General features: G+C 37.3%; 26 protein-coding genes. 9 read left to right on the forward strand and 17 right to left on the reverse strand.

Going from position 1 to position 23,620, the window contains the following annotated elements; translation table 11 throughout:
* The first annotated feature begins 59 nt into the window (after window positions 1-59).
* The 7 genes from JG738_RS08135 to tilS are packed head-to-tail and all read left to right on the forward strand — an operon-like array spanning window position 60 to window position 7,507.
* Window positions 60-2,105 carry an ATP-dependent helicase gene (locus JG738_RS08135; protein ID WP_201337432.1) on the forward strand — a complete coding sequence of 682 codons (2,046 nt, stop codon included), beginning with the start codon at window positions 60-62 and terminating at the stop codon, window positions 2,103-2,105.
* Window positions 2,102-2,929, forward strand: a complete 828-nt coding sequence (truB, locus tag JG738_RS08140; protein ID WP_201337433.1) for a tRNA pseudouridine(55) synthase TruB — start codon at window positions 2,102-2,104, stop codon at window positions 2,927-2,929. The genes JG738_RS08135 and truB overlap by 4 nt, the downstream gene beginning before the upstream one ends.
* Window positions 2,926-3,699 (forward strand): 4-(cytidine 5'-diphospho)-2-C-methyl-D-erythritol kinase, encoded by a 774-nt coding sequence (locus JG738_RS08145; RefSeq protein ID WP_201337434.1) that lies wholly within the window; start codon window positions 2,926-2,928, stop codon window positions 3,697-3,699. The genes truB and JG738_RS08145 overlap by 4 nt, the downstream gene beginning before the upstream one ends.
* Window positions 3,677-4,126, forward strand: a complete 450-nt coding sequence (smpB, locus tag JG738_RS08150) for an SsrA-binding protein SmpB (protein ID WP_201337435.1) — start codon at window positions 3,677-3,679, stop codon at window positions 4,124-4,126. Before JG738_RS08145 ends, smpB begins: the two co-directional genes overlap by 23 nt.
* A gap of 51 nt (window positions 4,127-4,177) precedes the next feature.
* Entirely contained in the window at window positions 4,178-5,248 is a 1,071-nt protein-coding gene (locus JG738_RS08155; protein ID WP_201337436.1) for a GGDEF domain-containing protein, read from the forward strand.
* Window positions 5,245-6,552, forward strand: coding sequence for a 30S ribosomal protein S12 methylthiotransferase RimO (gene rimO / locus JG738_RS08160; RefSeq protein ID WP_201337437.1), 1,308 nt, complete (start codon window positions 5,245-5,247; stop codon window positions 6,550-6,552). Before JG738_RS08155 ends, rimO begins: the two co-directional genes overlap by 4 nt.
* Window positions 6,530-7,507: a tRNA lysidine(34) synthetase TilS gene (tilS, locus tag JG738_RS08165; RefSeq protein WP_201337438.1), complete on the forward strand. Its 978-nt coding sequence runs from the start codon at window positions 6,530-6,532 to the stop codon at window positions 7,505-7,507. Before rimO ends, tilS begins: the two co-directional genes overlap by 23 nt.
* On the opposite strand, the gene JG738_RS08170 is transcribed toward tilS, so the two are convergent.
* Genes JG738_RS08170 through JG738_RS08190 form a run of 5 tightly spaced genes read right to left on the reverse strand, consistent with a single transcriptional unit; the run spans window position 7,482 to window position 11,184 of the window.
* Window positions 7,482-7,985, reverse strand: a complete 504-nt coding sequence (locus tag JG738_RS08170; RefSeq protein ID WP_201337439.1) for a hypothetical protein — start codon at window positions 7,983-7,985, stop codon at window positions 7,482-7,484. The genes tilS and JG738_RS08170 overlap by 26 nt on opposite strands.
* Window positions 7,978-8,994, reverse strand: a complete 1,017-nt coding sequence (locus JG738_RS08175; RefSeq protein ID WP_201337440.1) for a hypothetical protein — start codon at window positions 8,992-8,994, stop codon at window positions 7,978-7,980. The genes JG738_RS08170 and JG738_RS08175 overlap by 8 nt, the downstream gene beginning before the upstream one ends.
* Before the next feature lie 9 nt (window positions 8,995-9,003).
* Entirely contained in the window at window positions 9,004-9,630 is a 627-nt protein-coding gene (locus tag JG738_RS08180; protein WP_084274575.1) for a lysophospholipid acyltransferase family protein, read from the reverse strand.
* Window positions 9,617-10,930 carry a tRNA (N6-isopentenyl adenosine(37)-C2)-methylthiotransferase MiaB gene (miaB, locus tag JG738_RS08185; RefSeq protein ID WP_201337441.1) on the reverse strand — a complete coding sequence of 438 codons (1,314 nt, stop codon included), beginning with the start codon at window positions 10,928-10,930 and terminating at the stop codon, window positions 9,617-9,619. Before miaB ends, JG738_RS08180 begins: the two co-directional genes overlap by 14 nt.
* A gap of 8 nt (window positions 10,931-10,938) precedes the next feature.
* On the reverse strand, window positions 10,939-11,184 hold the full coding sequence (locus JG738_RS08190; RefSeq protein WP_084274578.1) for an HP0268 family nuclease: 246 nt from the start codon (window positions 11,182-11,184) through the stop codon (window positions 10,939-10,941).
* A gap of 167 nt (window positions 11,185-11,351) precedes the next feature.
* On the opposite strand from JG738_RS08190, the gene nusA reads away from it, so the two are divergent.
* Window positions 11,352-12,464: a transcription termination factor NusA gene (gene nusA / locus JG738_RS08195; protein ID WP_201337442.1), complete on the forward strand. Its 1,113-nt coding sequence runs from the start codon at window positions 11,352-11,354 to the stop codon at window positions 12,462-12,464.
* A gap of 3 nt (window positions 12,465-12,467) precedes the next feature.
* On the opposite strand, the gene JG738_RS08200 is transcribed toward nusA, so the two are convergent.
* The 7 genes from JG738_RS08200 to gap form a co-directional block, all read right to left on the reverse strand.
* Window positions 12,468-13,424 carry an ABC transporter permease gene (locus tag JG738_RS08200; RefSeq protein ID WP_201337443.1) on the reverse strand — a complete coding sequence of 319 codons (957 nt, stop codon included), beginning with the start codon at window positions 13,422-13,424 and terminating at the stop codon, window positions 12,468-12,470.
* A complete protein-coding gene (locus tag JG738_RS08205) occupies window positions 13,421-13,969 on the reverse strand; it encodes a hypothetical protein (protein WP_201337444.1) in 549 nt (182 codons plus the stop codon). The genes JG738_RS08200 and JG738_RS08205 overlap by 4 nt, the downstream gene beginning before the upstream one ends.
* An 88-nt stretch (window positions 13,970-14,057) precedes the next feature.
* Window positions 14,058-15,293: a hypothetical protein gene (locus JG738_RS08210; protein WP_201337445.1), complete on the reverse strand. Its 1,236-nt coding sequence runs from the start codon at window positions 15,291-15,293 to the stop codon at window positions 14,058-14,060.
* Between the two features lie 81 nt (window positions 15,294-15,374).
* The gene (gene fabI / locus JG738_RS08215) at window positions 15,375-16,199 is read right to left on the reverse strand and encodes an enoyl-ACP reductase FabI (RefSeq protein WP_201337446.1); all 825 of its coding nucleotides are present in this window, start codon (window positions 16,197-16,199) and stop codon (window positions 15,375-15,377) included.
* Window positions 16,199-16,897, reverse strand: coding sequence for a triose-phosphate isomerase (locus JG738_RS08220; protein ID WP_201337447.1), 699 nt, complete (start codon window positions 16,895-16,897; stop codon window positions 16,199-16,201). Before JG738_RS08220 ends, fabI begins: the two co-directional genes overlap by 1 nt.
* Entirely contained in the window at window positions 16,898-18,094 is a 1,197-nt protein-coding gene (gene pgk, locus JG738_RS08225; protein WP_201337448.1) for a phosphoglycerate kinase, read from the reverse strand.
* A gap of 9 nt (window positions 18,095-18,103) precedes the next feature.
* Window positions 18,104-19,087: a type I glyceraldehyde-3-phosphate dehydrogenase gene (gap, locus tag JG738_RS08230; protein WP_201337449.1), complete on the reverse strand. Its 984-nt coding sequence runs from the start codon at window positions 19,085-19,087 to the stop codon at window positions 18,104-18,106.
* 68 nt (window positions 19,088-19,155) lie between these two features.
* On the opposite strand from gap, the gene nadD reads away from it, so the two are divergent.
* The gene (gene nadD / locus JG738_RS08235) at window positions 19,156-19,689 is read left to right on the forward strand and encodes a nicotinate (nicotinamide) nucleotide adenylyltransferase (protein WP_201337450.1); all 534 of its coding nucleotides are present in this window, start codon (window positions 19,156-19,158) and stop codon (window positions 19,687-19,689) included.
* On the opposite strand, the gene rsfS is transcribed toward nadD, so the two are convergent.
* The 5 genes from rsfS to JG738_RS08260 all read right to left on the reverse strand — a co-directional run bounded on the left by rsfS (window position 19,667) and on the right by JG738_RS08260 (window position 23,593).
* Window positions 19,667-20,005, reverse strand: a complete 339-nt coding sequence (gene rsfS, locus JG738_RS08240; RefSeq protein WP_201337451.1) for a ribosome silencing factor — start codon at window positions 20,003-20,005, stop codon at window positions 19,667-19,669. The genes nadD and rsfS overlap by 23 nt on opposite strands.
* Window positions 20,006-20,013: 8 nt before the next feature.
* Window positions 20,014-21,597, reverse strand: coding sequence for an arginine--tRNA ligase (gene argS / locus JG738_RS08245; protein ID WP_201337452.1), 1,584 nt, complete (start codon window positions 21,595-21,597; stop codon window positions 20,014-20,016).
* Window positions 21,598-21,654: 57 nt separating this feature from the next.
* Window positions 21,655-21,888: a twin-arginine translocase TatA/TatE family subunit gene (locus JG738_RS08250; protein WP_084274589.1), complete on the reverse strand. Its 234-nt coding sequence runs from the start codon at window positions 21,886-21,888 to the stop codon at window positions 21,655-21,657.
* Window positions 21,889-21,950: 62 nt separating this feature from the next.
* Window positions 21,951-22,574, reverse strand: a complete 624-nt coding sequence (gene gmk, locus JG738_RS08255) for a guanylate kinase (RefSeq protein ID WP_236583152.1) — start codon at window positions 22,572-22,574, stop codon at window positions 21,951-21,953.
* The gene (locus JG738_RS08260; protein WP_201337453.1) at window positions 22,571-23,593 is read right to left on the reverse strand and encodes a hypothetical protein; all 1,023 of its coding nucleotides are present in this window, start codon (window positions 23,591-23,593) and stop codon (window positions 22,571-22,573) included. Before JG738_RS08260 ends, gmk begins: the two co-directional genes overlap by 4 nt.
* Between the last annotated feature and the right edge of the window lie 27 nt (window positions 23,594-23,620).

Here is a 23,620-nt window from a genome sequence, read left to right on the forward strand (position 1 = left end):
AAGAAGGTTCAAAGAAGTTTTTGCTATAATATATAAGTAAATATAAAGAAAGATTATAGATGAAGAAGATATTACAAGAGCTTAATGAAGAGCAGCGAGATGCTGCTACAACTATTGATGGACCTATTTTGATACTAGCAGGAGCCGGTAGTGGAAAAACAAAAACTATTACTACTAGATTAGCTTATCTCATTAGCATAGGTATAGATCCTGCCTCAATTCTCACACTTACATTCACAAACAAAGCAGCCAAAGAGATGCGTGAGCGGGCTCTTGCTCTTATCGATAATGCAATCTATCCTCCGCTTCTTTGTACTTTTCATAAATTTGGCCTTCTCTTTTTAAAATTTCATATCAGCCGTTTGGGGCGCGATAACAACTTTGTCATCATCGATACAGATGATAAAAAGCGTATACTCAAATCCTTTAAACCAGATCTGCCTCTCTCTTTAATAGCAAGTGAAATATCTAAATATAAAAATTCACTTATATCGCCATCTGAGGCTATTGCAAGCGCAAGGCTCCCTAACTTTAAAAAAATCGCAAACCTCTATCAACAATATGAAGAGTATCTTTTGGAAAATAATCTTGTCGATTTTGACGATCTCTTGGCACTTACTTATAAAATACTTGACACAAACGAAGATTTGCGAGAGGAGACAAGTAAAAAATATAGCTACATTATGATAGATGAGTTTCAAGATACCAATGAACTACAAAATCTCCTTATCAAGCAGCTCTGCTCCACACATAGTAATATCTGCGTTGTTGGTGACGATGATCAAAGTATATATGGCTGGCGCGGAGCCAATGTAAAAAATATTTTGGAGTTTCCAAATACTTATAAGAATGTCAAAATCGTTAAACTCGAAAAAAACTATCGATCAACTAAAAAGATCCTTGAGGCTGCCAATAACCTCATCGCTCACAACCGTGCACGTCTTGGCAAAAAACTTGAAGCAACAAAAACTGAGGGAGAGCCAATAGTTGTTCTTGAAAACTCGGATGAGCAAGAAGAGGCTCACAAAATTGGCGAAAAAATCATTCAGCTCATTTCACAAGGTGTACGCCCTAGCGAAATTGCTGTACTTTTTCGCATCAATGCTTTATCACGTTCTATTGAAGAGGCTTTCAATCGTTTTGGTATTAACTTTAAACTTGTAGGAGCCATTCGTTTTTATGAACGTGCTGAAGTCAAAGACATTCTCAGTTATCTTCGTGTCATTACTAATCCAAATGACGATTTTTCTCTCAAGCGTATCATCAATAAGCCAAAACGCGGCATTGGCAAAGCCACATATGAAAAACTTGAAAAGGCTGCTAAAGATAAAGATATATCGGTACTTAAGTTTTTATGGGAGATTGAAGAGAGTGAGCTCCTTGGAGTTGTTGGCAAAAAAAACGCAAAAGCCCTCCTTCAATTCATAGAAAATCTCAAATATCTCCAAAATGTAGCACAAGATTCTCTCTATAATTTTATCGATGAGTTTGAAAAAACAGTTGAACTCAAAAAATATTATGCATCACTCCCAGATGGATTTGAACGCATTGCTAATATTGATGAGTTTTATGGGATGTTTCGAGACTATATTAAGCAAAATCCAGAAAACTCCCTCGATGATTTTATTAATGAACTCTCTTTGCAAAGTGATCAAGATCAGATAGGTGGAGAGGGGGTCTCTATAATGAGTGTACATGCAAGTAAAGGGCTTGAATTTGAGCACCTCTTTGTTATTGGTCTTGAAGAGGGTTTCTTTCCACTCACAGGCGATGGGTGCGATATTGAAGAGGAGAGGCGTCTTGGTTATGTAGCTATTACAAGAGCCAAGAAAGAACTAACACTGAGCTATGTAAAATCACGCTTTTATAAAGGACGCAGAACCCATCTTGAAAAGAGCCGCTTCTTAGGAGAAGCTGGACTTTTGCAAAGCAGTATCAAAATAGAAAAAAAGGCTGCGTTTAAAAAAGGTGATCTTGTCAAACATAAAATTTTTGGTATTGGTAGAGTTATTGGTGTATCTAAAGCTGGCAAGGAATTCAAGCTCACTATCAATTTTGGAGGTCAGCAAAGAGATATCCTCTCAAGTTTTGTGGAGAGAGTATGAATAGACTCTTTGTGGGTTATAAACCGCCATTTATCTCCTCTAATGCATATTTACATCAATTAAAAAAAAAGTATCGCGTCAAAAGAGCCGGATTTTCAGGAACCCTCGATCCCTTTGCATGTGGAACCCTTATCATAGCATTTGGTGCATACACAAAACTCTTTCGCTTTTTAAAAAAGTATCCCAAGGTCTATAGAGCAACTCTTTGGCTAGGAGTAAGTAGTGAGAGTATCGATCTTGAAAACATCACAGCTATTACAACACCTCTCAAGGTATCATGCACAGCTATTGAAAAGATACTGGATTCTCTTCATGGCACTTTTACTTATACCCCGCCAAAATTTAGCGCAAAAAAAGTTGGTGGCACCAGGGCATATAAATTAGCTGCAAAAAAACAAGATGTACAGCTACCACAAGTGAGCTCTACTATTTATGATATAAAACTTCTTCAGTACAATCATCCCTTTGTCACTTTTGAAGCGACAGTAAGCGAAGGTACATATATAAGAAGTATTGGGGAGTATATTGCAAAGAGACTAGGACAAAGAGGAACACTTAGCTACTTGGAAAGGGTGCGTGAAGGTGCATTTATATATGAAGATGAAAAACCTCTCGATCCTCTTTCCTATCTTAATACGCAGCAAAATTTTACCACATTACCCGCTGCTGCAATCTGGCATGGGACAAAGCTTTCGTTGCACGATCTTAAATACCATGAAAATGGCATCTATCATCTTGTTTTTGATACATTTTTTACTATTATCAGTATACAAGATGGAAAAATCAGATACCTTCTCAACCAAATTCCAAGAAGCAAAGCATGAAAGCACCAGCAAAAATCAATATTTTCCTCAAAATTACAGGACTTCGTGGAAACTACCATGAAATATGCTCCCGCTTCATACGCTACGATGCACTCTATGATGAGATTTCTTTTGTACCAGGTACATTTACAAATTTTACTATTGAGGGAATGTCTGCAATCAAAAAAGAGCACAATATTATATACAAAGCATACAAAGAGCTCCTTGCTCATACAAAATCCAAAAGGCTTGGGGAGTTTTTTTATCACAATAAAGTTCATATAATCAAAAATATCCCTATGGGAGCGGGACTAGGTGGTGGCAGTAGTGATGCTGCAACGTTTCTTCTCATGGCTAATAAAGCAGTAGATCTGCAGCTTGAACCACAAGAGCTCGCCAAAATAGGTGCACAGGTAGGTGCAGACGTGCCCTTTTTTATCTACGGATACAAAGCAGCAAACGTTAGCGGTATTGGAGAGAAGATAGAAGAATTTATGGATGACATACCACCTCTTGAGTTAAAATTGTTGCCTCTTCATTGTGATACAGCACAAGTCTATCAGCATTACCGTAAAAACTACCTCAAGTTTGATCCAAAACTAGCAAGTAAAATGGCGCAGATGAGTTCGCGCCAAATCTTCGAGAATTTTACCCCTCTTATAGCAAATGATCTCTACCAAAGTGCAATTGATCTGTGTCCTTCACTTGCAAAATATAGACAAAATTGGTATCTTAGTGGTAGTGGGAGTACCATTTTTAGGAGTGAAAATGAAAATAGTGGCAACAAATAAAAAAGCCTATCACGATTTTGAAATAATAGAAAAATATGAAGCTGGCATAGTACTCGCCGGAAGTGAAGTAAAAGCCATAAGGGCTGGAAGAGTCAATCTCAAAGATAGTTTTATAAAGTTTGTCAAAGGTGAGCCTTATGTTTTTGGCATGCATATAAGTCATCTTGATAGTGCCAACCCCCACTTCAAACCAGATGAAAAGCGGCCAAGAAAACTACTCTTACATAAAAAAGAGATAGCAAAACTTATTGGAAAAACGAGTGAAAAAGGGTATACCCTTATACCTTTGAAGCTCTATTTTAATAATAAAAATATAGCCAAACTCGAAATCGCTTTGGCAAGAGGAAAAACTCTTCATGACAAACGTGAAACATTGAAGAAGAAGATTTTAGATCGAGAAGCAAAAGCTGCTATGAAAAATTATTAAATTGCTCCTATTTCCGATAATATCTTAAAAGTTTGTTGCAAAGGAAAAAAAGTGAAAAAGGAATTTTGTAAACTCAAAGAGAAGCTAGAAAAAGATATAAAGCTCTCTCGTGACGATATAAAAATGATCATGAATATAGTACGCAAACAGATGAACTTCATGATCAAAAATAATATCGTCATTACTCCCAAAAACTATGAGCGCTGGTTTTATGTCTTTTGTAATATCATTGAAAACAACAAGGAGCTCAATGATCTCGAGATTCTCGGTCTTTTCAAAGAGATCTACGATGCACCCTATGATGAAATAAAAGAAAAAGCGGGCGAAGATGTTGAAATCAAGCAAAAAGGTATGGTAAAAAAACTTGTCCGTATCGCCGATATCATTGAGCAAAAACTCTCTGAAGTTATTAATACTCTCGATTCACATAATAACTCAATTGACTCACACAAAAATGAGATTGTACAGGATGAAGAGCTCATTACAGATGAAAAAATAAAAAATATACTCAAAAAAATACTTGATGAACTAGAGATGCTAAGACGAGAAAATGAATTCCTTACCAACGAACTACGCAAATACCATGCCGATGTAGTACGTCTCCAAGGCGAGCTTCTGACTGCTAGAACAGAAGCAGAAATAGATTTTCTCACTGGACTTGTTAATAGAAGAAGATTTGAGCGTGCTCTTTTAGAGATGATTAACGACTATCAAAATAGAGGCTATCCTTTCGCTCTTATCTATCTTGATATAGATAATTTTAAATCTATCAATGACAAATATGGACACCCTAGTGGAGATCAGGTTCTCAAAGAGATTGCCCTTATACTCAAAACATTCCTCAGAGCCAACAATATAGCAGCTCGAGTAGGAGGAGAGGAGTTTGCTATTCTCGTTCCTGGTGCAACAGCTAAAGAAGGTGAAATTGTTGCCGAGAGGCTGCGCAATGTGATCGCACAAAGAACCTTCTCTACACTTGAAGATGAGATCCATGTTACAGCTAGTTTTGGTGTCACAGGAGTAAGAACAGATGATACAATTGATACAATATTTGCAAGAGTTGATAAAGCGATGTATGATGCAAAAAATAGTGGAAAAAATAGAGTAGTGGTGGTTGAATGAAAAAGTTACATGTTGTCTCATTAGGTTGTACAAAAAATCTCGTTGATACAGAAGTTATGCTTGGAAAACTCCAAGAGTATGCATTGACACAAAATCCGCAAGAAGCAGATCTCATCATTGTCAATACCTGTGGTTTTATAGGACCAGCAAAAGAGGAGAGTTTGCAAACAATTTTTGAGCTGCATAATGTAAGAAAAAAAAACTCTCTTTTGGTTATGGCAGGATGTTTAAGCGAGCGCTATAAAGAGGAGCTACAAAAAGAGCTCAAAGAGGTAGATATCTTTACAGGTGTAGGTGACTATGCAAAAATCGATCAACTTATACAACAAAAAAAGAGTAGTTTTAGCGATCAAGTCTATCTCATTCGCACTGAAGAGCGTCTCATCACAGGCTCAAACTATCACGCTTATATTAAACTTAGCGAAGGGTGTAATCAGCGCTGTAGCTTCTGCGCAATTCCCTCTTTCAAAGGCAAACTCCAATCGCGCCCTCTTGAGCACATAATACAAGAGATCAAGAGCCTCACTGTAAAAGGGTTTAAAGACTTTACCTTCGTTTCACAAGACAGTAGCTCATATCTACGAGATCAAGGCATTACAGATGGCCTTGTTAGGCTTATTGAAGAGGTAGAAAAGATTGAGGGAGTGCAAAGCGCTCGCATCCTCTATCTCTATCCTTCTACAACTTCCATGCGCCTCATAGATACTATAGCTGCATCACAAAAATTTGTAAACTACTTTGAAATGCCTATCCAACATATAAGCGATAGGATGCTCAAAATAATGAAAAGAGGCATAGGTTCTGCAAAAACAAAAGAACTTCTCTATGCTATGCGAGAAGCTCCAGAGAGCTTTTTGCGCACAAGTATCATTGTAGGTCATCCAGGAGAGAGTGAAGAGGATTTTGCCCAACTTGTAACATTTTTAGAAGAGTTTGACTTTGATCGTATCAATCTCTTTGCATATAGCGATGAAGAGGGAACATCTGCTTACGAATTTAACAATAAAGTACCCCAACACATCATTGATGAGCGATTAGCAATCCTCGATGCTATAGTTAAAAATAAAACAGAAAAGAGTTTAAAAAAAGATATAAACAAAACTGTTGAAGCATACCTGGATGGCACAAGTGAAGAGAGCGAATTGCTCCTCAGTGCTCGAAAAAAAATCTGGGCACCAGAAGTGGATGGAGAAATTCTCATTAATGACTCGCAAGTAGACAAAATCTGTATAGGAGAGCTCTACAAAATCCATATCAATGAAGTAGCTGGAGATAAACTCGTTGGAACTCTTGTGTCTGGATAAACTACGCCAAGGCAAAAACCTCCTTGCCTTTTCTGCAGGCACAGATTCCACAGCACTCTTTTTTCTTCTTGTGCATCATAAAATCTCATTTGATATTGCAATGGTAGATTATCAATTACGCCAGCAAAGCAAACAAGAGATAGCTTATGCCAAAGAGCTTGCGCAAAAATATCATAAAAAGATCTACATCAAATCAGCTCCTCTCACACCCCCTAGTATAGAGGAGAAAGCGCGCAAGATACGTTATAATTTTTTTTCTTCTATCATAGAAAAAGAGAAGTATGATACTCTCATAACAGCCCATCAACTTAATGATCAATTTGAATGGTTTTTGATGCAGCTTGCAAAAGGAGCAGGCGTGGTAGAACTGTTGGGAATGGAGCCTTGTACAGAGAAAGAGCATTTTACTATTGTGCGCCCTCTTCTATTTGTAAGCCGCGATGAGATTGTATCATTTCTTCAAAAACATAGTATCAAATATTTCACAGATACTTCCAACTTCGATCAAAACTTCATGCGCAATTTCATTCGTCACAATTTTAGCAATCCCTTCATAAAAAAATTTGCTACTGGTGTTAAGAGAAGTTTTCGTTATCTCCTTGAAGATAAAAAACTGCTTGAAAATGAGATTTTTCGCCAAAAAGAGCTTTATTTTGCAAGAAGAACAGGTAGTTCCTATCAGGATAAAAGAGTTTTGGATAAGATTTTCAAAAGGTTTGGATATCTTCTCTCGACGTCGCAAAAAGAGGAGATTTTTCGCCAAAAAGAGGGAGTTATTGCATCAAAATTTGCTTTTGTGTTGACTGAGCACTTTATAATTGCAGCGCCCTATGTTATCACACCTATTCCAAAAAAAATACGAGAAATATATCGCAAACATAAAATTCCAAAGGTACTGCGAGGATATTTTTTTGTAGAGAGTATTTCTCCTACTCTATTTGATAGACTTTTATAAAAAATGAGAGTTTAATACCCTGAGCAGTTTTTTCAAAAACGAGAGGATAATTTATCTCTAAAGGTATATGCTTGTGCTGTGCATCCTCTACAAAACTATAAAACTCTTGAGGAGACTGCATGGAAATTTTTGCAAAAAAGCTCTTTTGTACAACTCCCTCATGTGTATGTTGAGAGATGAGTTTGAGTGTATGTGAAAGAAAATACTTGGAAAGAAATTTGTCTAGCATCACATCAATATTTTTTGCTTGTGCAAATTGTAAAAGATCTTTACTATTTTCTATTTCTTCTTGTAAATCTTTTTGATTTTCTTGCAAATAGGAAGCGACCGTTTTTTGCAGTTGATATCTGTTTTTGAGCTCTTCAAGTTTTGCCATATCTTTCGATAAAACCAGAGAGAAGAAAAGATACATTGCACCTATAACAATAAAAGAGAGTATCAAAAGGATTACTATATCTTTTTTTCTCGTATTATTCATTTTTTTCTCTCATCTCTTTGTAAAGTGCTTTGAAATAAAATCCCTCACTCCTCTTGCTAAAACTTATTTTTCCTTTTTTGTACGTTTGAGAAAGTTTTTCGTGAAGAGAATGTAGAAGCGTATCTCTATCTTTACAGATACCTTCTAAAATAAGCTCATTACTATTAAACTCTGCTTTTGTAAGGTAAGCATTTGCTGGAACCAGATCAAAAACGCTGCGGATACGCTCCACAATCAATGGATTAACCTGTTTGAGTTCATTAATAAAGGGAGTTAGTTTTTTGAGTTGCATAAGTTTTGCTGTAAGTACATTATTGGTATTTGCAGTTTCAACCTGCAATTTGACAAGTTTCTCTATTTTTTCTTGATACGATGCAATAGCATTACGCAAATAAAACTCATAACCAATTAATACTAAAAAGAATGCAACCACAACACCAAAGAGGGCTTTATATCTTTTCCAAAGACTCTCTCTTCTCTCCTCTGTACTCACTGCATATGTCTCTATATCGTCCGCATCAAGTTCATCACTGCTGCACTGCTTATATATAACTGGAATAAAGAGCTTCTCTTCAATCTCTTGCGCATCAACTTCAGTTCCAGCAAAATCATATATATAGATACTCTCAATAAAATAGCTCTCCTCTTGAGCATAAAATTTTTTGAGAAAATCCTCAATAAGTTCTGTAAGATTGCTCTTTTGTTTCTCATAAATTTGCCAAAACATAGGTTTTGTATTAGCAAAAGTAATAGCAAATATATGCTCTTCCAAAATTGCTATAAATAGAGCATGCTCTTTGGCTTCCCTCATATAGTGGAGGTAGAGATAGCTCCAAGGAGAAATTATAGAAGCAGTAGTATCGGCTGCTCTTAATTTATTAAACTCTTTTTGCTCAAGCTCAATTATCCATCCATCATGTACTACCGCTAGAGGAGTTGCCTTTTCATAAGTACTATGCAAATGAATACTTTGCCCTTTTGCATCGAAAAAGAGATATCTCTTCTGCAAACTTTGCCTTTAGCGGTTTTTACTGTATTGTAGCATTTGATTCTTTACAAACTCTTTAGCAGCCTCTTCATCTAATCCTGCTACATCAAAAGGCTCACCGACTCGAAACACAATTGTAGAAAATGGCTTTGGAATAATGAAACGATCCCAGCTTTGAAGCTGCCAAAATGCTGAAGCTTTATAAGAAAAAGGGACGATTTTTGCTCCTGTCTTTTGTGAAAGAGCTACAATTCCAGATGCAACACTTAACCTAGGTCCCTTTGGACCATCAGGTGTAATCGCGATATCATAACCTTGACGAAGTTTTTTTACTGCAGCAATAAGTACTTTAGCTCCTCCACGCCTTGAAGATCCTCGTATTGTAGTAAATCCAAAACTTTTTATTGTTTTTGCAATCAATTCTCCATCAAAATGCTCACTTATCATTACTGCAATAGGATGGGAGTTGCGGATTTTTTTATATAAAAAGGGCTGCATCAAAAGCTCCCCATGCCAAAAAGCTACAATAAATGGCTCCTTAGGGAGATTTTGTGGAAGATGGAACTCTTTTTTGCAACTCCAAAAAAGAAGACGCATAAAAAATGCCCCAAGAGGCGGAAGAAGTAGAAGGAGTATTTTTCGTTTAAACTTTTTCATTCACGAGCACTTCACCCTCTAAAGAGAGGCGACCCGGCTTGGTTATTTTGACATCAACAAATCTACCCAAGAGCTCTTCACTCCCTTTGACTTTAACTATCCAGTTATTGTCTGTACGTCCAGCCACGTAGCCTCCGGGTTTGAGTTCTTCAAAATAGACTTCATATACTCTCCCCTTCTCTTTTTGGCTGATAGTATCAAGCATACTCAAATGCAGATCTTGTAAGAAGCTTAGTCTCTTACTTGCTACTTCATCTGATACTTGATTGGGGTAGTTTTGGGCAGGTGTTAATGGCCTTGGAGAGTATTTAAAACTAAAGATCTGCTCGAACTTTACCTTCTCGACAACATCAATTGTATCCGCAAAATCCTCTTCACTTTCACCAGGAAACCCTACAATAATATCTGTAGAGATGTGCACATCAGGCACAAGAGATCGCAGTTTCATAGCCCTATCTAAAAACCACTCTTTCGTATAGCCCCTCTTCATATCTCGCAGCACTTTTGTACTTCCACTCTGCAATGGCATATGCATCGATTTACAAATTTTCGGATTATTTGCAAACTCTTCTAAAAACTTGTCATCCATATGCAGAGGATGCGGCGAGGTGAATCGGATACGTTTTACTTCATCAATTTCACTTACCATTTTCAAAAGATCAGTAAAATCTATTTTACGATCTCCATCACTAAATCGTCTGCCATAATTATTGACATTTTGTCCAAGCAAAAATATCTCTTTAGCCCCATTTTGTGCAGCACGTCTAGCTTCTTGTACAATAAGCTCTGGAGGAATAGAGATCTCTTCACCCCTTGTGTTTGGTACTATACAGAAGGTACACTTTTTATCACATCCGATAGAGATATTGATAAATGCTTTATAGGGGGAGCTGCGAAAATCGCTAAAAGCGTAAGTGCTCTCATCATAATCGATATCTACTTCAACTGCCTTTTCTTTATGTATTACTTCTGTAATTTTCGAGACATTTCTCGCCCCCAATACAAAGCTGACATAGGGGGCTTTTTTGATAATTTCGTCACCCAAATGACTAGCAGTACAACCACATACCCCAATTTTTGCACCAGCCTTTTTCTTTTTATTAAAGTAGCCAATCTCACTAAAGAGCTTATGCACAGGCTTTTCTCTCACTGAACAGGTGTTAATGAGAATAAGATCGGCCTTACTTAGATCATCAGTGAGTTCAAACTGCTCTTTTTCCTTAAGTTCTGCAATAATATGCTCGCTATCGCGAACATTCATCGCACATCCAAGAGTCTCTATATAGAGTTTTTTTCCCATAACTTCTCTTATTTTATAATATGAACTTCATAAATGTAGTCGTTTTCATCTAAGCCATATTTTACTTCTCTAAAATAGACACTAAAACCCTCACTCTCCAATTTATCAACCATATCCATCAAATCTTTATGGGAGTTTTCTCGATCAAAATAGAAAATTTTACTTCCCTCTTTTTCTACTTCTGTTTTAATTTTTTCAAGATCTATCGTTTTAGGTTTTGCTTTGAGCGTTTCACGTGCCAGTTTCAATTCCATTGCATCCCTTTTTGCGCTTGTGTTTGTAATTGGTAATTATATCAAAAAAGATGGAGACTTACACGGCTAGATTAATCTTAAATCAAGATTTTTTTTGTAAAATAATGCAACTGCAAAATCCTCCTTGCTGTAAAAAATCGTAAATTATTATAAAAAGGTTATTGATAATGGAGAAAATAGTAGATATTATCGATTCTATTGCCCATGAAAAAGGGCTTAGTGTTGAAAAAGTGACTGAAGCTATCAAAAGAGCTTTTATCAATACTGCAAAAAGAGTTATTGGTGAAGATCTCGAATTTGAAGCAGAACTCGACGAAAAAAACAAAAAGATGCAACTATTTCAAAAAATTCTCGTCGTAGAAGATGATGATGAGCGTGCAAAAGAGGAGCCAGAACGTTATATTACTATCTCTGAAGCCAAAGAGATTGATCCAGATATAGAAGTAGGAGATGAACTGCGCTATCCAATAGATCTCTCCAAGCAGGGTCGTACAGCTGCAATGCGTCTCCATAATGAGATAGAATATCATATCCAGCGTCTCATCGAAGATCAACTTTTTGATAAATATAAGCAAAAAGTTGGAACAATTATTAGTGGTACCGTTACAAGAGTAGATGAGGAGGAAAATACCTGGGTAGATATTGATGAGGTCAAAGGTGTCCTTCCAAAACGCAATCGTATCAAAGGCGAAGTTTTCAAACCTGGAGATGTTATCAAAGCGATATTGAAGCGCGTAGTTGTAGATAGAAGTTATGGTATCTACCTTGAACTCTCCCGCACTACACCAAAATTCCTCGAAGAGCTTCTTAAATTAGAAGTGCCAGAAATCAAAGATGGCCTCATTACAGTAGAAAAAGTTGCAAGAATCCCTGGAGAGCGTGCAAAAGTCGCCGTTACATCCCATAGTCCAAAAATAGATCCTGTCGGAGCATGTGTAGGAGTCAAAGGCGTTAGAATCAATGCTGTAAGCAAAGAGCTCAAAGGTGAAAGTATCGACTGCATTGAGTATTCACCAATTCCAGAGATTTTTGTCGCAAGAAGTCTTAGTCCAGCAATTATAACATCTGTAAAGATCGAAGGAGAAAAGGCTATTGTCACTCTTCCAGCAGATCAAAAATCAAAAGCAATAGGAAAAAATGGTATCAATATAAGGCTTGCTAGTATGCTCACTGGTTATGAGATAGAGCTAGTAGAAAAAGGATCAACTATACAGACTCAAGAAACTGAAGAAGAAGAGAGTAAACCAACAATAACCCTCCAAGATCTTTTTAAAGAGTAATCCCTACCTTGCGTAGGGATTAAGCCGCAAGAGTACCAAATCTGCTACAATATTTCCAAGAAGTGTTAAAAAAGAGGTAATTATCAAGATCCCAAGTATTACAGGATAGTCTCTCGCCATAGCTGCTTGATAAAAGAGCAATCCCATACCATTGATAGAAAAAATCGATTCCAAAATAACGCTCCCACCAATTATTCCTGGAAGTGAAAGGCCTAACATAGTAATGATTGGGGGTTTAAGATTTGATATGATGTAATATTTTATGATATCTTGCTGCTCTACTCCCCTTGCCTTTGCAAAGAAAATATAGTCACTCTTTAAAATCTCTTGCGTGAGTGAGCGAATATATTGTGCTAGTGTTCCAAATCCTACAAAAACAACCACAAAAATAGGCAAAACCAAATGCCATGCAAGATCTATGTAGTAAGCAAAACCTGTTTTTGGCTCTAAAGAGTGCAAACCACTAATTGGAAACCATCCAAGCTTCACAGAAAAAATAATAATAAGAAGCAGTGCCAAGTAAAATGATGGCATAGAAAAAGATATCAAGGAGAGATTTTTAAAAAATCTATCTATAAAACTTCCCTCTTTGAGTGCTGAGACTATTCCAATAGAAAAAGAGATAACAAAGATAATCACCATGGAAACAAGATTTATACCAAGTGTAATCCCAATACGATCCATAATCTCTTCAATCACAGGCTTACCGCTGGCAAAAGAGATTCCAAAATCAAAATGAAGCAGCGCCCAAAGCCAACTTATATACTGCTGCCATAAAGGCTTATCAAGCCCATATATAGCTTTGAGATGCTCAAGTGTCTCTTTTGTGATATTTGGATTAAGCTCTCCTGCGCTTAAAAAAGAGTTTGGTGCTAAATGAATAGCAAAAAATGAGATAAGCGAAATAAGTAACAGCATCCATACAAGATAGAAGATTTTTTGTACTACTTTTTTTTTCATCTTCTTCTATAGAGTGTATACACCTTTCCTTCTATAGCATCCGTTTTATCTACGATAGTGTTATTATCTTTAATTTTAATCTTTCTAATCTCTCCACCAAATGTCAAAAACCCGAGCCTTGCACCCTCACCAATATTGACAGTAACTGTTTTACTTTTTTCATCGACCTTTTCTACAATCCATTTTCCCTCTATAACTCTATTTGTATGCCCTTTTTTTATCTTGATTTTTGCACTACTTGGCTCAAACTCCATAAAAATACCATCACCTTCCCATTTTCCAAGGAGAGTTTTTACTAAAGGCTCATCTTTGTATTTTTTATCAACAGCAGTTTCAAGTTTATTTGCTGCCTCTATTTTTTTAGCTTCAACTTTTTCCCATGTTCCATCTGGTTTAAGGGCTATTGTATCACTTCCCTTTTTTATTACTTTGACTTCATGCCATGTACCATCAGGCTTAAGCTCAATGACCTTCCCATTATCAAGTGTAATATATTCCCCTGCAAAAAGCAGTACCACAGTGAAAAATAATAGAGTACGTTTCATACCATTCCTTTGAAATAATAAGGTAAGAAGATTGTAATATAGAGAAGATTAAGAAGAGATAATTTTCGGGCAAAAGCCCGAAAGGAAATTAGAAATTATAAGTAAGATATACTTGGATTGTGTTGTAGCTATCTGCTCCGTTTTGATCATCTGCATCTGTATAGATATATGCAAGAGTTGCATCAAGATTACCAAAAGATTTGCTTGCAGTAACTGCAAATTCGTTCATATCTACATTTGTAGTATCATTGCTTGTGCTTGTATATTGAGCCATAAGATCAGCTACATCTTCCATGTTGTACGCAGCTCTGAGCATAAATGCATCAGTATCTGGTTGCCCAACATATCCATAGTTCCACCATGCTTCAGTATAAAGTTTTGATTGAGAATTATCAGAAGCACCTGTAGCAGTGTTTGCAATAGGAATTACACCATCTTCATCTGTTGAAGAGTATGCAGCACAAAGTTTAAGACCATTGTCCATACCATATCCAAGTTTGATTGCCCATGCACTAGACTCATCAAGTGAAGAAATATGTCCTTGTGGATCGATGTATGCATACTGAAGTCCTGCTTTAAGGCCAGGGACTGCATCTTTAAGATCAACATCTGCTTGAAGCCACCATGCATTTGCAATGCTTACAACACTGTAGTACCATACTTGTGCAGTAGTCATAGGGATAAGTTTTGTAATTGCTGCAACTGCATATGCACCATTTGCATCAACAGCACCATTATATGCATTTACAATAGCTGTTCCATACGTATTAAAAGGATCTGTACCATTTGTAACGCCTTGAACAACACCACCGTCAGCAGCGCCATTACCACGTCCAACCCAAGCAGCTACCAATGTAGTTTCTGGAAGATCGCTATTGAGAACTACAGCAGCATCAAAGCTGTTTGCAGCAATATTCCATTTTTCACTGAATGCAAGTGGAGTGTCAAGCTCTTGGCGTCCAACTTTGATAGTTGTGTTACCAAAAGTTTTTGCAAGCCACGCTTCATTTACCCACCATTGAGCATCAACACCAGCTGCATGACCTGCCCATGTAGCACTTACAAGGTTGTTTTCAAGACCAAGTGTAGAAAGACCAACTGCACTTAGTTTTCCAGCTACTCCATTTGCCAAATCTGCAGTAACTGCTACAGTTGCAGCTGCTTGTCCATAAGAGCTTTTCTGATCGAAAAGATCATTTGGATCCATATCAGTAGTACCATAATACAATTTAGCATTACCACTAAATTTTACATTTTCTACATCAGCGAATGCACTCACACCAAGCGCTACTATCGCAGCAAGACTCAATTTTGCCAGTTTCATCCTTACTCCTTTGTCAAATTTATAGGTTCACACGAAAAATTATAGCAAACTTTCCTTAAACTATTGTTATTTTTTTGCCATTTAATCTTTATTCTGATCCCAAACGAGCACTGTTTTACCATCTACTTCTTCTACTTCGGCTAATCCCATGATATGATAGCCAGCATCTACATAGTGTACCTCTCCCGTAACACCACTAGCGAGGTCACTTAAAAGATACATTGCACTATTTCCCACTTCATCAATTGTTACATTTTTTCTTAAAGGTGCATTGAGTTCATTCCATTTAAGAATAGTACGAAAATCTCCTATGCCACTGGCAGCAAGAGTTTTAATTGGTCCTGCGCTAATTGCATTCACGCGAATTCCTTGAGGGCCTAAATCTGCAGCAAGGTAACGTACACTCGCTTCTAAAGCTGCTTTTGCAACACCCATAACGTTATAATGAGGAATATAGCGTACCGATCCTAAATAACTCAGTGTCACAATACTTGCCCCCTCTTGCATGAGTGGTAAAAGCTCACGAGTAAGCTCAATGAGAGAGTAGACTGATATATTCATTGCAATTTCAAAAGCCTCTTTGCTCGTATTGACAAATCGTCCATCTAAAGCTTCCCTTGGAGCAAAGGCGACAGAGTGTACTAAAAAATCTAATTTTCCAAAATCCTTTTCCAAAGCTTTCTTAAGCTCTTTAAACTCCTCTTTATTTGCAACATCTAGCTTATAGACATTGTCACTGCCAAACTCTTGTGCTATTGGATCAACTCTCTTTTTTATTGAATCATTCAAATAGGTAAAAGCAAGCTTGGCTCCTTCTCTATGGCACGCTTTTGCGATTCCATATGCAATCGATTTATTATTTGCAACACCTACAATTAACCCTTTTTTTCCTTCCATCAAACCCATTAAAGCTCCTTTGCTATGTTAATCATTGTCATAAATGTATCCACATTCCAACTAGCTGTCCCAATCAAAGCCCCCTCGCACTCTGGTACTTGTAAAATCTGTGCAATATTTTGTGGTTTGACACTTCCACCATACAAAAGCGGTCGTTTTGTTTTTGTACGCAGAAATTCAAGCATTGTAGCTATATCTTCTGTCGTAGCTGTTTTTCCTGTTCCTATTGCCCAAACAGGCTCATAAGCAACAATAAGTTTTTCATACGCTACATCGATACCTTCTAATTGCTGCTCGATGTAGGAGTATATCAGCTCCTTACTGCCACTTTCACGCACCTCTTGCGTCTCACCAACACAATAAAAGATAGTAAATCCCCGCTCTTTAAAAAAAGTAAACTTTTTAGCTATAAGATCTTGATTCTCTCCAAAAAGATGACGCCGTTCGCTGTGACCTAAAATGAGGGTTTTAATCCCAAACTCTTCAAGCTGCTCTAAGCCTATCTCACCAGTATAGGAGCCGTTTTGGGCACAGTAGGCATTTTGTGCACCAATAGTTGCAACTGCGGTATCATAGTCATCAAGAGCTGTAAAAGGAGGAAAGAGGTAAAGTGCTACGTCACCTTTATCAATCGATTCCAGTTTTTGCAAATAGGCTCTTGTAGATGCTCTTGTATGATTCATTTTAAAATTTGCTGCAAGAATCATCTAATCCTCCACCATCAATGCCTTAATGCCAGGAAGCTCTTTGCCTTCAAGCAACTCAAGACTGGCTCCTCCACCTGTAGAGATAAATGTCATCTCATCATCTACACCAGCTTTGCTAATAAGACTTGCAGTATCTCCACCGCCTATGATTTTCGTTGCATAGCTCTCTGCTACATAATTTGCAAGTTTGATTGAGCCCCGTGCAAATTTATCTATCTCAAATACCCCCATAGGCCCATTCCAAAGAATTGTCTGTACATCATTGAGTGCTTCGCGAAAGAGTCTTGTAGAGGCTAGACCAATATCCAAACCCATCCAATCTTTTGGAATCTCTTTGAATGTCACAAATTTTACTGGGGCATCCTCTTTAAGTTCAGGAGCCACAACAAAATCGACTGGAAGATAGAGTTTAACGCCAAGTCTTTTAGCCTCTTCCATAATTTTCATAGCTTCTGGAACAAGTTCTTCTTCTACAAGACTCTTTCCAACCTCCTCTCCAAGAGCTTTGAGAAATGTAAAAGCCATTCCTCCACCAATAATCATCTTATCCACTTTTGGCAAGAGATTAATGAGAGCACCCAGCTTGCCTGAGACCTTACTCCCACCTACAATGGCTAGAAATGGACGTGTTGGATTTTGCAAAAGTTTGTAGAGGTATTTAATCTCTTTGAGAAGTAAAAATCCGGCCGCTTTATGGTTTACATCATAATAGTGTGTAATTGCTTCAACAGATGCATGTGCTCTGTGGCTTACACCAAATGCATCATTGATATAAAATGTTCCAAATTCACTTAGCCGCTTTGCAAACGCAGGATCATTTTTTGTCTCTCCAGGCTCGAAACGAAGATTTTCCAAAAGTAAAATTTCACCTGGCTGCAATTGAGAAAACTTTTCATGTGCATCTTCACCTACCACATCTTTTGCCATGATGATCTCATGTTTTAAGAGTGTATGGAGTCTCTTCGCAACAGGTTTTAATGAGTACTTCTCATCAAATCCTTTTGGTCTTCCAAGATGGCTTGCGAGCACAATCTTACACTCATTGTCCAAACAGTAGCGAATTGTTTGCAATGCTGCACGAATGCGTCTATCATCTGTAATATTGCCATACTCATCTAAGGGAACATTAAAATCACAGCGTATAAATACACTATCGCCAGGCTGTATTTCAAGCTCTTTAATCGATTTTATATGCATATCTCTCCTTTACCGTGTAATCCATTTTGCCATATCAAGAAGCCTATTGGCATAACCCCATTCATTGTCATACCAGCTCATAATTTTTACTAGATTTCCATCAATCACTTGCGTAAGATCAGCTGCTACAATAGAACTATAAGCAGATCCCAAAAAGTCTTGCGAGACTCTATACTCCTCATCTACATGTAGCACTCCTGCTAACTCTTGGCTAGCAGCTTTTTTAAAAAGCTGATTTACTGCATCTTTTGTTACACTTTTTTTTAATACTATATCAAGATCCATCAGTGAAACATCTGCAACAGGCACGCGCACGCTTCTTCCATCAAGCTTGCCTTTTAGCGTTGGCAAAACTTTAAAAATAGCTCTCGCTGCACCAGTAGTAGTTGGGATAATATTCACTGCGGCTGCACGGCTACGGCGAATTTCACGCTTGTGATCACTATCGAGGAGGTTTTGATCGATAGTGTAGCTATGAATTGTAGTCATCAATCCTTTCTCTATGCCAAATTCACGCTCAAGAAGCCACACTATAGGAGCAAGACAGTTAGTAGTGCAGCTAGCATTAGAGATAAAATTTTGACCTTTGTACTCAGTATGATTAATACCATAGACAAACGTTGGTGTATCGTCAATTGCTGGGGCAGAAAGAATCACTTTTCTTCCACTTTTTAAATGAGATTTTGCAAGCTCATAGCTCAAAAATTTGCCAGTAGCCTCTATCACCACTTCTGCATCAAAAAAATCAATATCTTTGGGATCGCTGTGATGGGAAATATGCACCTCTTTACCATCTATTTGCAATGTTTGCTCATCGATGTAGCGTACATCTTTGGTAAATCTGCCATGCACAGAATCATTTTGCAGCAGATACGCCATCATTTGCGTACTCATAATATCATTGATTGCAACGAGCTCAAAATCCTTACTGAGATTGCGAACAACTGCTCGTCCGATTCTTCCAAAACCATTTATTGCCAAACGAATCGCCATCAACTACCCTCAAATATTTTGAAAGATTTTAGCTAAACATAACTATAATTTTGGTTAAAAGGAGTTAAATGCGCATAGCTATTTTTGGAGGAAGTTTCGACCCACCCCACAAAGGACATCTACAAATCGCAAAAGTAACACTAGAGCAGCTCGATATCGATTATCTTATAATCGTACCTACTTATCTCAATCCATTCAAACACCGTTTTGCCGCTCCCCCCACCCTGCGCCTACGCTGGCTTAAAAAAATTTTTCTCTATGAAAATAAAGTAAAAATTTGTGATTTTGAGATTCGCCAAGGACGCGTTACATACGCAATTGAGACGGTAAAGTATGTAAAAAAGCGTTTTGCGCCAAAAAAGATCTACTACATTATTGGTAGTGATAATCTTGAAAAACTCCATTTGTGGAAAAGTTATAAAAAGCTAAAAAAAGAGGTAGAATTTGTAGTCGCTACTCGCAAAGGATTCAAAATCAAAGGAGATTTCAAAAAATTACTTGTAGATATTCCAATTAGCTCTACGCAACTGCGGCAAAAACCTATAAAACGATTTTTACCGCCACTTGTTGCAAATGAAATTATGCGTTTTTACCGCTCATAAGTTCATGTAAAAAATCTTCTATTTTATATTTATTGCGGTACGCTTGCGTCATAAGGTGCACGAGAATATCTCCCAAATCAACTACGATCCACTCATCACCCTCTTGCACTTTTAAAAACTCTTCACCCTTTGGTTTGAGCTGTTCTTTCATATGATCTAAAAGGGCGGCTGTATGTTTATCGCTCAATGCGGTAGCTATAACCACACGTTGTACAAAATAGTCTCCATTTTCAGTATTAATAACTGTAACCTCTTCTCCTTTTTTATTTTCGAGAAGCTCTTTGATATCTTTACATCTTTCATCAATTGAGCGCATTCTTCTCCTTACATCTTATATTTTGCTTCTATTCCCAAAAGTCTTAGTCCCACACGTATTGATAAAGCTACTACCAAAAAAAGTTTTAAGTATTTTTCCTCGTTGGAGGTGCCTATAACTTTGTGTTTATTGTAGAAACTGTGTAACTGGGCAGCAAGGGACTTGAGATAGTCTGTTAAACGCTGTAACTCTCGCTTAGCAAAAGCATCTTCTAAAACTTCTGGAAGCACAAGAGCATTAAAAAGAAGATCTTTTGCATCTTCATGAAGTTCAATTAAATCCACATCAATCACATCATCAATAGTTTTTCCCGCCTTTTGCAAAACAGAATTGATCCGTGCATGGGCATAGTTGATATAGTAAACCGGATTTGAGCTATCCTCTTTTTTGAGCATATCTACATCAAACTCTAAATGAGTATCACTCTTTTTACTCAAAAACATAAATTTAAGAGCATCTGCACCAATCTCCTCAACTACATCACTCATAAGTATAAAATTACCAGCCCGCTTGCTCATTTTATACGGCTCTCCCCCTTTAAGCAAAGAGACCATTTGCGCTAAGATAATCTCAAGCTTATCAGGATCGTAGCCTAAAAACTTGATAGCAGCTTTCACGCGTGCTATGTAACCATGGTGATCTGCTCCCCAGATATTGATATAGCGATCATATCCTCTTTGAAACTTCTCCCAATGGTAAATTATATCACCAGCTAAATAGGTAGGACGCCCATCTTCTCGTACTACTACTCTATCTTTTTCATCCCCATACTCACTAGAACGCAGCCACACTTTTCCATCTTTTTCATAAATTGCACCATGCTCTTTGAGGATATGCAGTACCTCATCCCATTTGCTATAGAGGGATTTTTCACTGACAAAGCTATCAAACTCGATTCCAACAGCAGCAAGATTGGACCGAATGAGATCCATCATCTTCTCTTTTCCCCACTCACTTAGCTCTTCTATGTTACTTTCTTCTTCAAAAAACTCTTCACCAAACTCCTCTATCGCCTCTTTTGCCAGGTCCTTAATATAATCTCCTCTATAATACTCCTCTGGCCAAGTAACATTTTTTCCAAGCTCTTCTCTTGCTGCCAAAAAGAGAGAGAGTCCTAGCAAATAGATTTGATTTCCTGCATCATTTATATAGTACTCTTTAGATATATCATTTCCTAAATGGCGTCCAATGCGACTAAGAGCCTCACCTATAACTGCTCCTCTGGCATGACCAATATGAAGTGGGCCTGTTGGGTTGGCACTGACAAATTCAAGTAAGATCCTCTCACCTTGTTTATCACTTCCAAAAAGTTCCTCATTTTTGAGAGCCCAAGTAGCATAGTCACTCATAAACTGTTCACTCAGTTTAAAATTGACATACCCTTTAATTGGCTCAACTCTTTCAAAAAGTGGGGATTCTTCAAAACTTTTTGCAAGCTCATCAGCTATCTGCATAGGAGATTTTCGCAGCTCTTTTGCCAATGCAAATGCAATAGGTGTAGCATAGTGACCAAATTTTTTCTCTTTTGGCTTTTCTAAAATAATAGATCTCTTTGCAATTTTTTGCAGTTCTTCCTGCACACGTCTTTTCAAGTCTATGTCCTTTGAGATAAAATGGCGGAACTAAGCAGAAAGCATCTGCTTAGAGAATTATGCTTCTTTTTTTTCTGTAGTAGTTTGTGAAGTTGAGGCTGTTTCACTTTTTTGTTCAATCTCTTTTTTTGTATCAGTAGCTATCTCCTCTTCATCCTCTTTCATCGCTTTTTTAAAATTTTTAATCCCACTTCCAAGACCTTTTGCAAGTTCTGGGATCTTTTTAGCTCCAAAAAGCAGCACAACTATTGCTAAAATTACTAACAACTCTGGCATACTTGGCATACCCATTTTTTCTCCTTACTATTTATTATGCAAAATAATACTAAATTTTTCTTAATGTGGCATTATTATTAGTGCTCTTTCCAATAATTAATGAACTCTCCTATCTCATCTTCTGCTCGTTTAAGGCGTGCAGCCTTTGCGATAGCTAAAATCTGCTCTTGCGATTGCTGCAGATCACTATTTATCAAAATATAATCATAGTGAGGCATATATGTTATCTCTTTTTGCGCATTTGCAAGACGTTTTTTGATAGTCTCTTCTGTATCGCTGCCTCGAGCAATAAGACGCCTTTCAAGTTCACTCATAGTAGGCGTTGTAATGAAGACAGAAGTAAGTATTTTTGCAAAAGGGCTCTTTTTTATACTCATAAAACCTTGCACATCTATATCAAAAAGAACAAGTTTTCCAGCTTCTACTGCTTTTTTGACAGGTTTTATGGATGTACCATAGTAGTTACCATGTACATTTGCCCACTCTAAAAACTCCCCTGCTGCAATCTCTTTCTCAAACTGCTCACGGCTTACAAAATAGTAATCTCTTCCATCCACTTCCCCTTCTCTTTTTGCCCTGGTTGTAGTGGAAATACTAAAGTAGACATTATCTATATGCTGAAGTATTGTATGAATAAGTGTGCTTTTGCCAGAACCACTTGGCCCAGAAAGCACAAGTAAAGATCCTTTGTGAAAAATCATTGCTTATCCGGAAAACTTATTTTGATTGTGATATCAATTTGCATGCCATCAAGCAATTCTCGCAGCTTATCAACACCTAATTGAGTGAGCTCTTTTTGTATATTCTGCTCTTGTGGTTGAGAGGAAGCCCTTTCTTCAATTTCACTGCTTTTTTGTTGTAGTTCTTTTGTACTCTCTTCAACTGCTGCTTGCTCTGTACTTACAGTTTCCTCTTCTTTAAATGGCTGGTCTGGTGTCTCTTGAGGCTCTTCATGTAAGGAAGTGAGAATAGACTCTGGAGACTCGCTCGAAGTAGGAACAATATCTTCAAGAGAGTGCAAAGATGGCTCAAGTTCTCTCTTTTCTTCATTCAATGGTGCAATCTCATCTATCGTCGAATGTGCTGACTCACTCTCCTCTTTGAGTGGTGCTATTTCATCTGCTACTAAATCACTTGGCTCACCCTCTTTTATAAAATTATCTTCGAGAAGTTGACTTACTTTTTCTATCTCTTTTTCATCTAGAATCCCACTTTTATCCAACTCTTCTTTGACAAATGGTGACTCTTCTTTACTCTCTTCTATCTCTACAATTGGTTCAGTAGTCAAAGGAGCACTCGGTTCAAACTCTTTTATAAACTCCTTTTCTATCTCCTCTTCTTCTGCAGCTAAAAATTTTTTAAAAGGTTCTTCGTGAGCCTCCTCTTTTTCTTCTTGAGGAACAAGAGATGCTTTCACCTCTCGCAAAATTTCCATCAAATCTGTTGGCAAAAATGGTTTATGGAGTACAAAATCAAACTCATCAGTAGCTGCATTTTTGGTTCCTGTAATGAGACCAATTTTTTGATATTGGATATTCTGTTTTATATCATGCATAAAATTTTCATCATACATCTCATCATCAATCACCACTACTTCATAATGACCAGTTGGAAGATCATACACATTATCACACTCTTCTATCTCAAATCCTGCTTTTGGTACACTCATAAGCATCATACGAGAAACTACGGGGTTTTTATTTATAAGCAACAGTTTCATCGTCAATCCCTTCAGATTTTCTTTATT

The sequence above is a fragment of the Nitratiruptor sp. YY08-26 genome, from assembly GCF_016593215.1.
Lineage (GTDB): Bacteria > Campylobacterota > Campylobacteria > Campylobacterales > Nitratiruptoraceae > Nitratiruptor > Nitratiruptor tergarcus.

What these genes read in the sequence shown, in the direction of transcription:
- JG738_RS08135 (WP_201337432.1), top strand. Translation starts at nt 60, where the DNA reads ATGAAGAAGATATTACAAGAGCTTAATGAAGAGCAGCGAGATGCTGCT.
- truB (WP_201337433.1), top strand. Translation starts at nt 2,102, where the DNA reads ATGAATAGACTCTTTGTGGGTTATAAACCGCCATTTATCTCCTCTAAT.
- JG738_RS08145 (WP_201337434.1), top strand. Translation starts at nt 2,926, where the DNA reads ATGAAAGCACCAGCAAAAATCAATATTTTCCTCAAAATTACAGGACTT.
- smpB (WP_201337435.1), top strand. Translation starts at nt 3,677, where the DNA reads ATGAAAATAGTGGCAACAAATAAAAAAGCCTATCACGATTTTGAAATA.
- rimO (WP_201337437.1), top strand. Translation starts at nt 5,245, where the DNA reads ATGAAAAAGTTACATGTTGTCTCATTAGGTTGTACAAAAAATCTCGTT.
- JG738_RS08170 (WP_201337439.1), bottom strand. Translation starts at nt 7,985, where the DNA reads ATGAATAATACGAGAAAAAAAGATATAGTAATCCTTTTGATACTCTCT.
- JG738_RS08180 (WP_084274575.1), bottom strand. Translation starts at nt 9,630, where the DNA reads ATGAAAAAGTTTAAACGAAAAATACTCCTTCTACTTCTTCCGCCTCTT.
- miaB (WP_201337441.1), bottom strand. Translation starts at nt 10,930, where the DNA reads ATGGGAAAAAAACTCTATATAGAGACTCTTGGATGTGCGATGAATGTT.
- JG738_RS08190 (WP_084274578.1), bottom strand. Translation starts at nt 11,184, where the DNA reads ATGGAATTGAAACTGGCACGTGAAACGCTCAAAGCAAAACCTAAAACG.
- nusA (WP_201337442.1), top strand. Translation starts at nt 11,352, where the DNA reads ATGGAGAAAATAGTAGATATTATCGATTCTATTGCCCATGAAAAAGGG.
- JG738_RS08200 (WP_201337443.1), bottom strand. Translation starts at nt 13,424, where the DNA reads ATGAAAAAAAAAGTAGTACAAAAAATCTTCTATCTTGTATGGATGCTG.
- JG738_RS08205 (WP_201337444.1), bottom strand. Translation starts at nt 13,969, where the DNA reads ATGAAACGTACTCTATTATTTTTCACTGTGGTACTGCTTTTTGCAGGG.
- JG738_RS08210 (WP_201337445.1), bottom strand. Translation starts at nt 15,293, where the DNA reads ATGAAACTGGCAAAATTGAGTCTTGCTGCGATAGTAGCGCTTGGTGTG.
- fabI (WP_201337446.1), bottom strand. Translation starts at nt 16,199, where the DNA reads ATGGGTTTGATGGAAGGAAAAAAAGGGTTAATTGTAGGTGTTGCAAAT.
- JG738_RS08220 (WP_201337447.1), bottom strand. Translation starts at nt 16,897, where the DNA reads ATGATTCTTGCAGCAAATTTTAAAATGAATCATACAAGAGCATCTACA.
- pgk (WP_201337448.1), bottom strand. Translation starts at nt 18,094, where the DNA reads ATGCATATAAAATCGATTAAAGAGCTTGAAATACAGCCTGGCGATAGT.
- gap (WP_201337449.1), bottom strand. Translation starts at nt 19,087, where the DNA reads ATGGCGATTCGTTTGGCAATAAATGGTTTTGGAAGAATCGGACGAGCA.
- nadD (WP_201337450.1), top strand. Translation starts at nt 19,156, where the DNA reads ATGCGCATAGCTATTTTTGGAGGAAGTTTCGACCCACCCCACAAAGGA.
- rsfS (WP_201337451.1), bottom strand. Translation starts at nt 20,005, where the DNA reads ATGCGCTCAATTGATGAAAGATGTAAAGATATCAAAGAGCTTCTCGAA.
- JG738_RS08250 (WP_084274589.1), bottom strand. Translation starts at nt 21,888, where the DNA reads ATGGGTATGCCAAGTATGCCAGAGTTGTTAGTAATTTTAGCAATAGTT.
- gmk (WP_236583152.1), bottom strand. Translation starts at nt 22,574, where the DNA reads ATGATTTTTCACAAAGGATCTTTACTTGTGCTTTCTGGGCCAAGTGGT.
- JG738_RS08260 (WP_201337453.1), bottom strand. Translation starts at nt 23,593, where the DNA reads ATGAAACTGTTGCTTATAAATAAAAACCCCGTAGTTTCTCGTATGATG.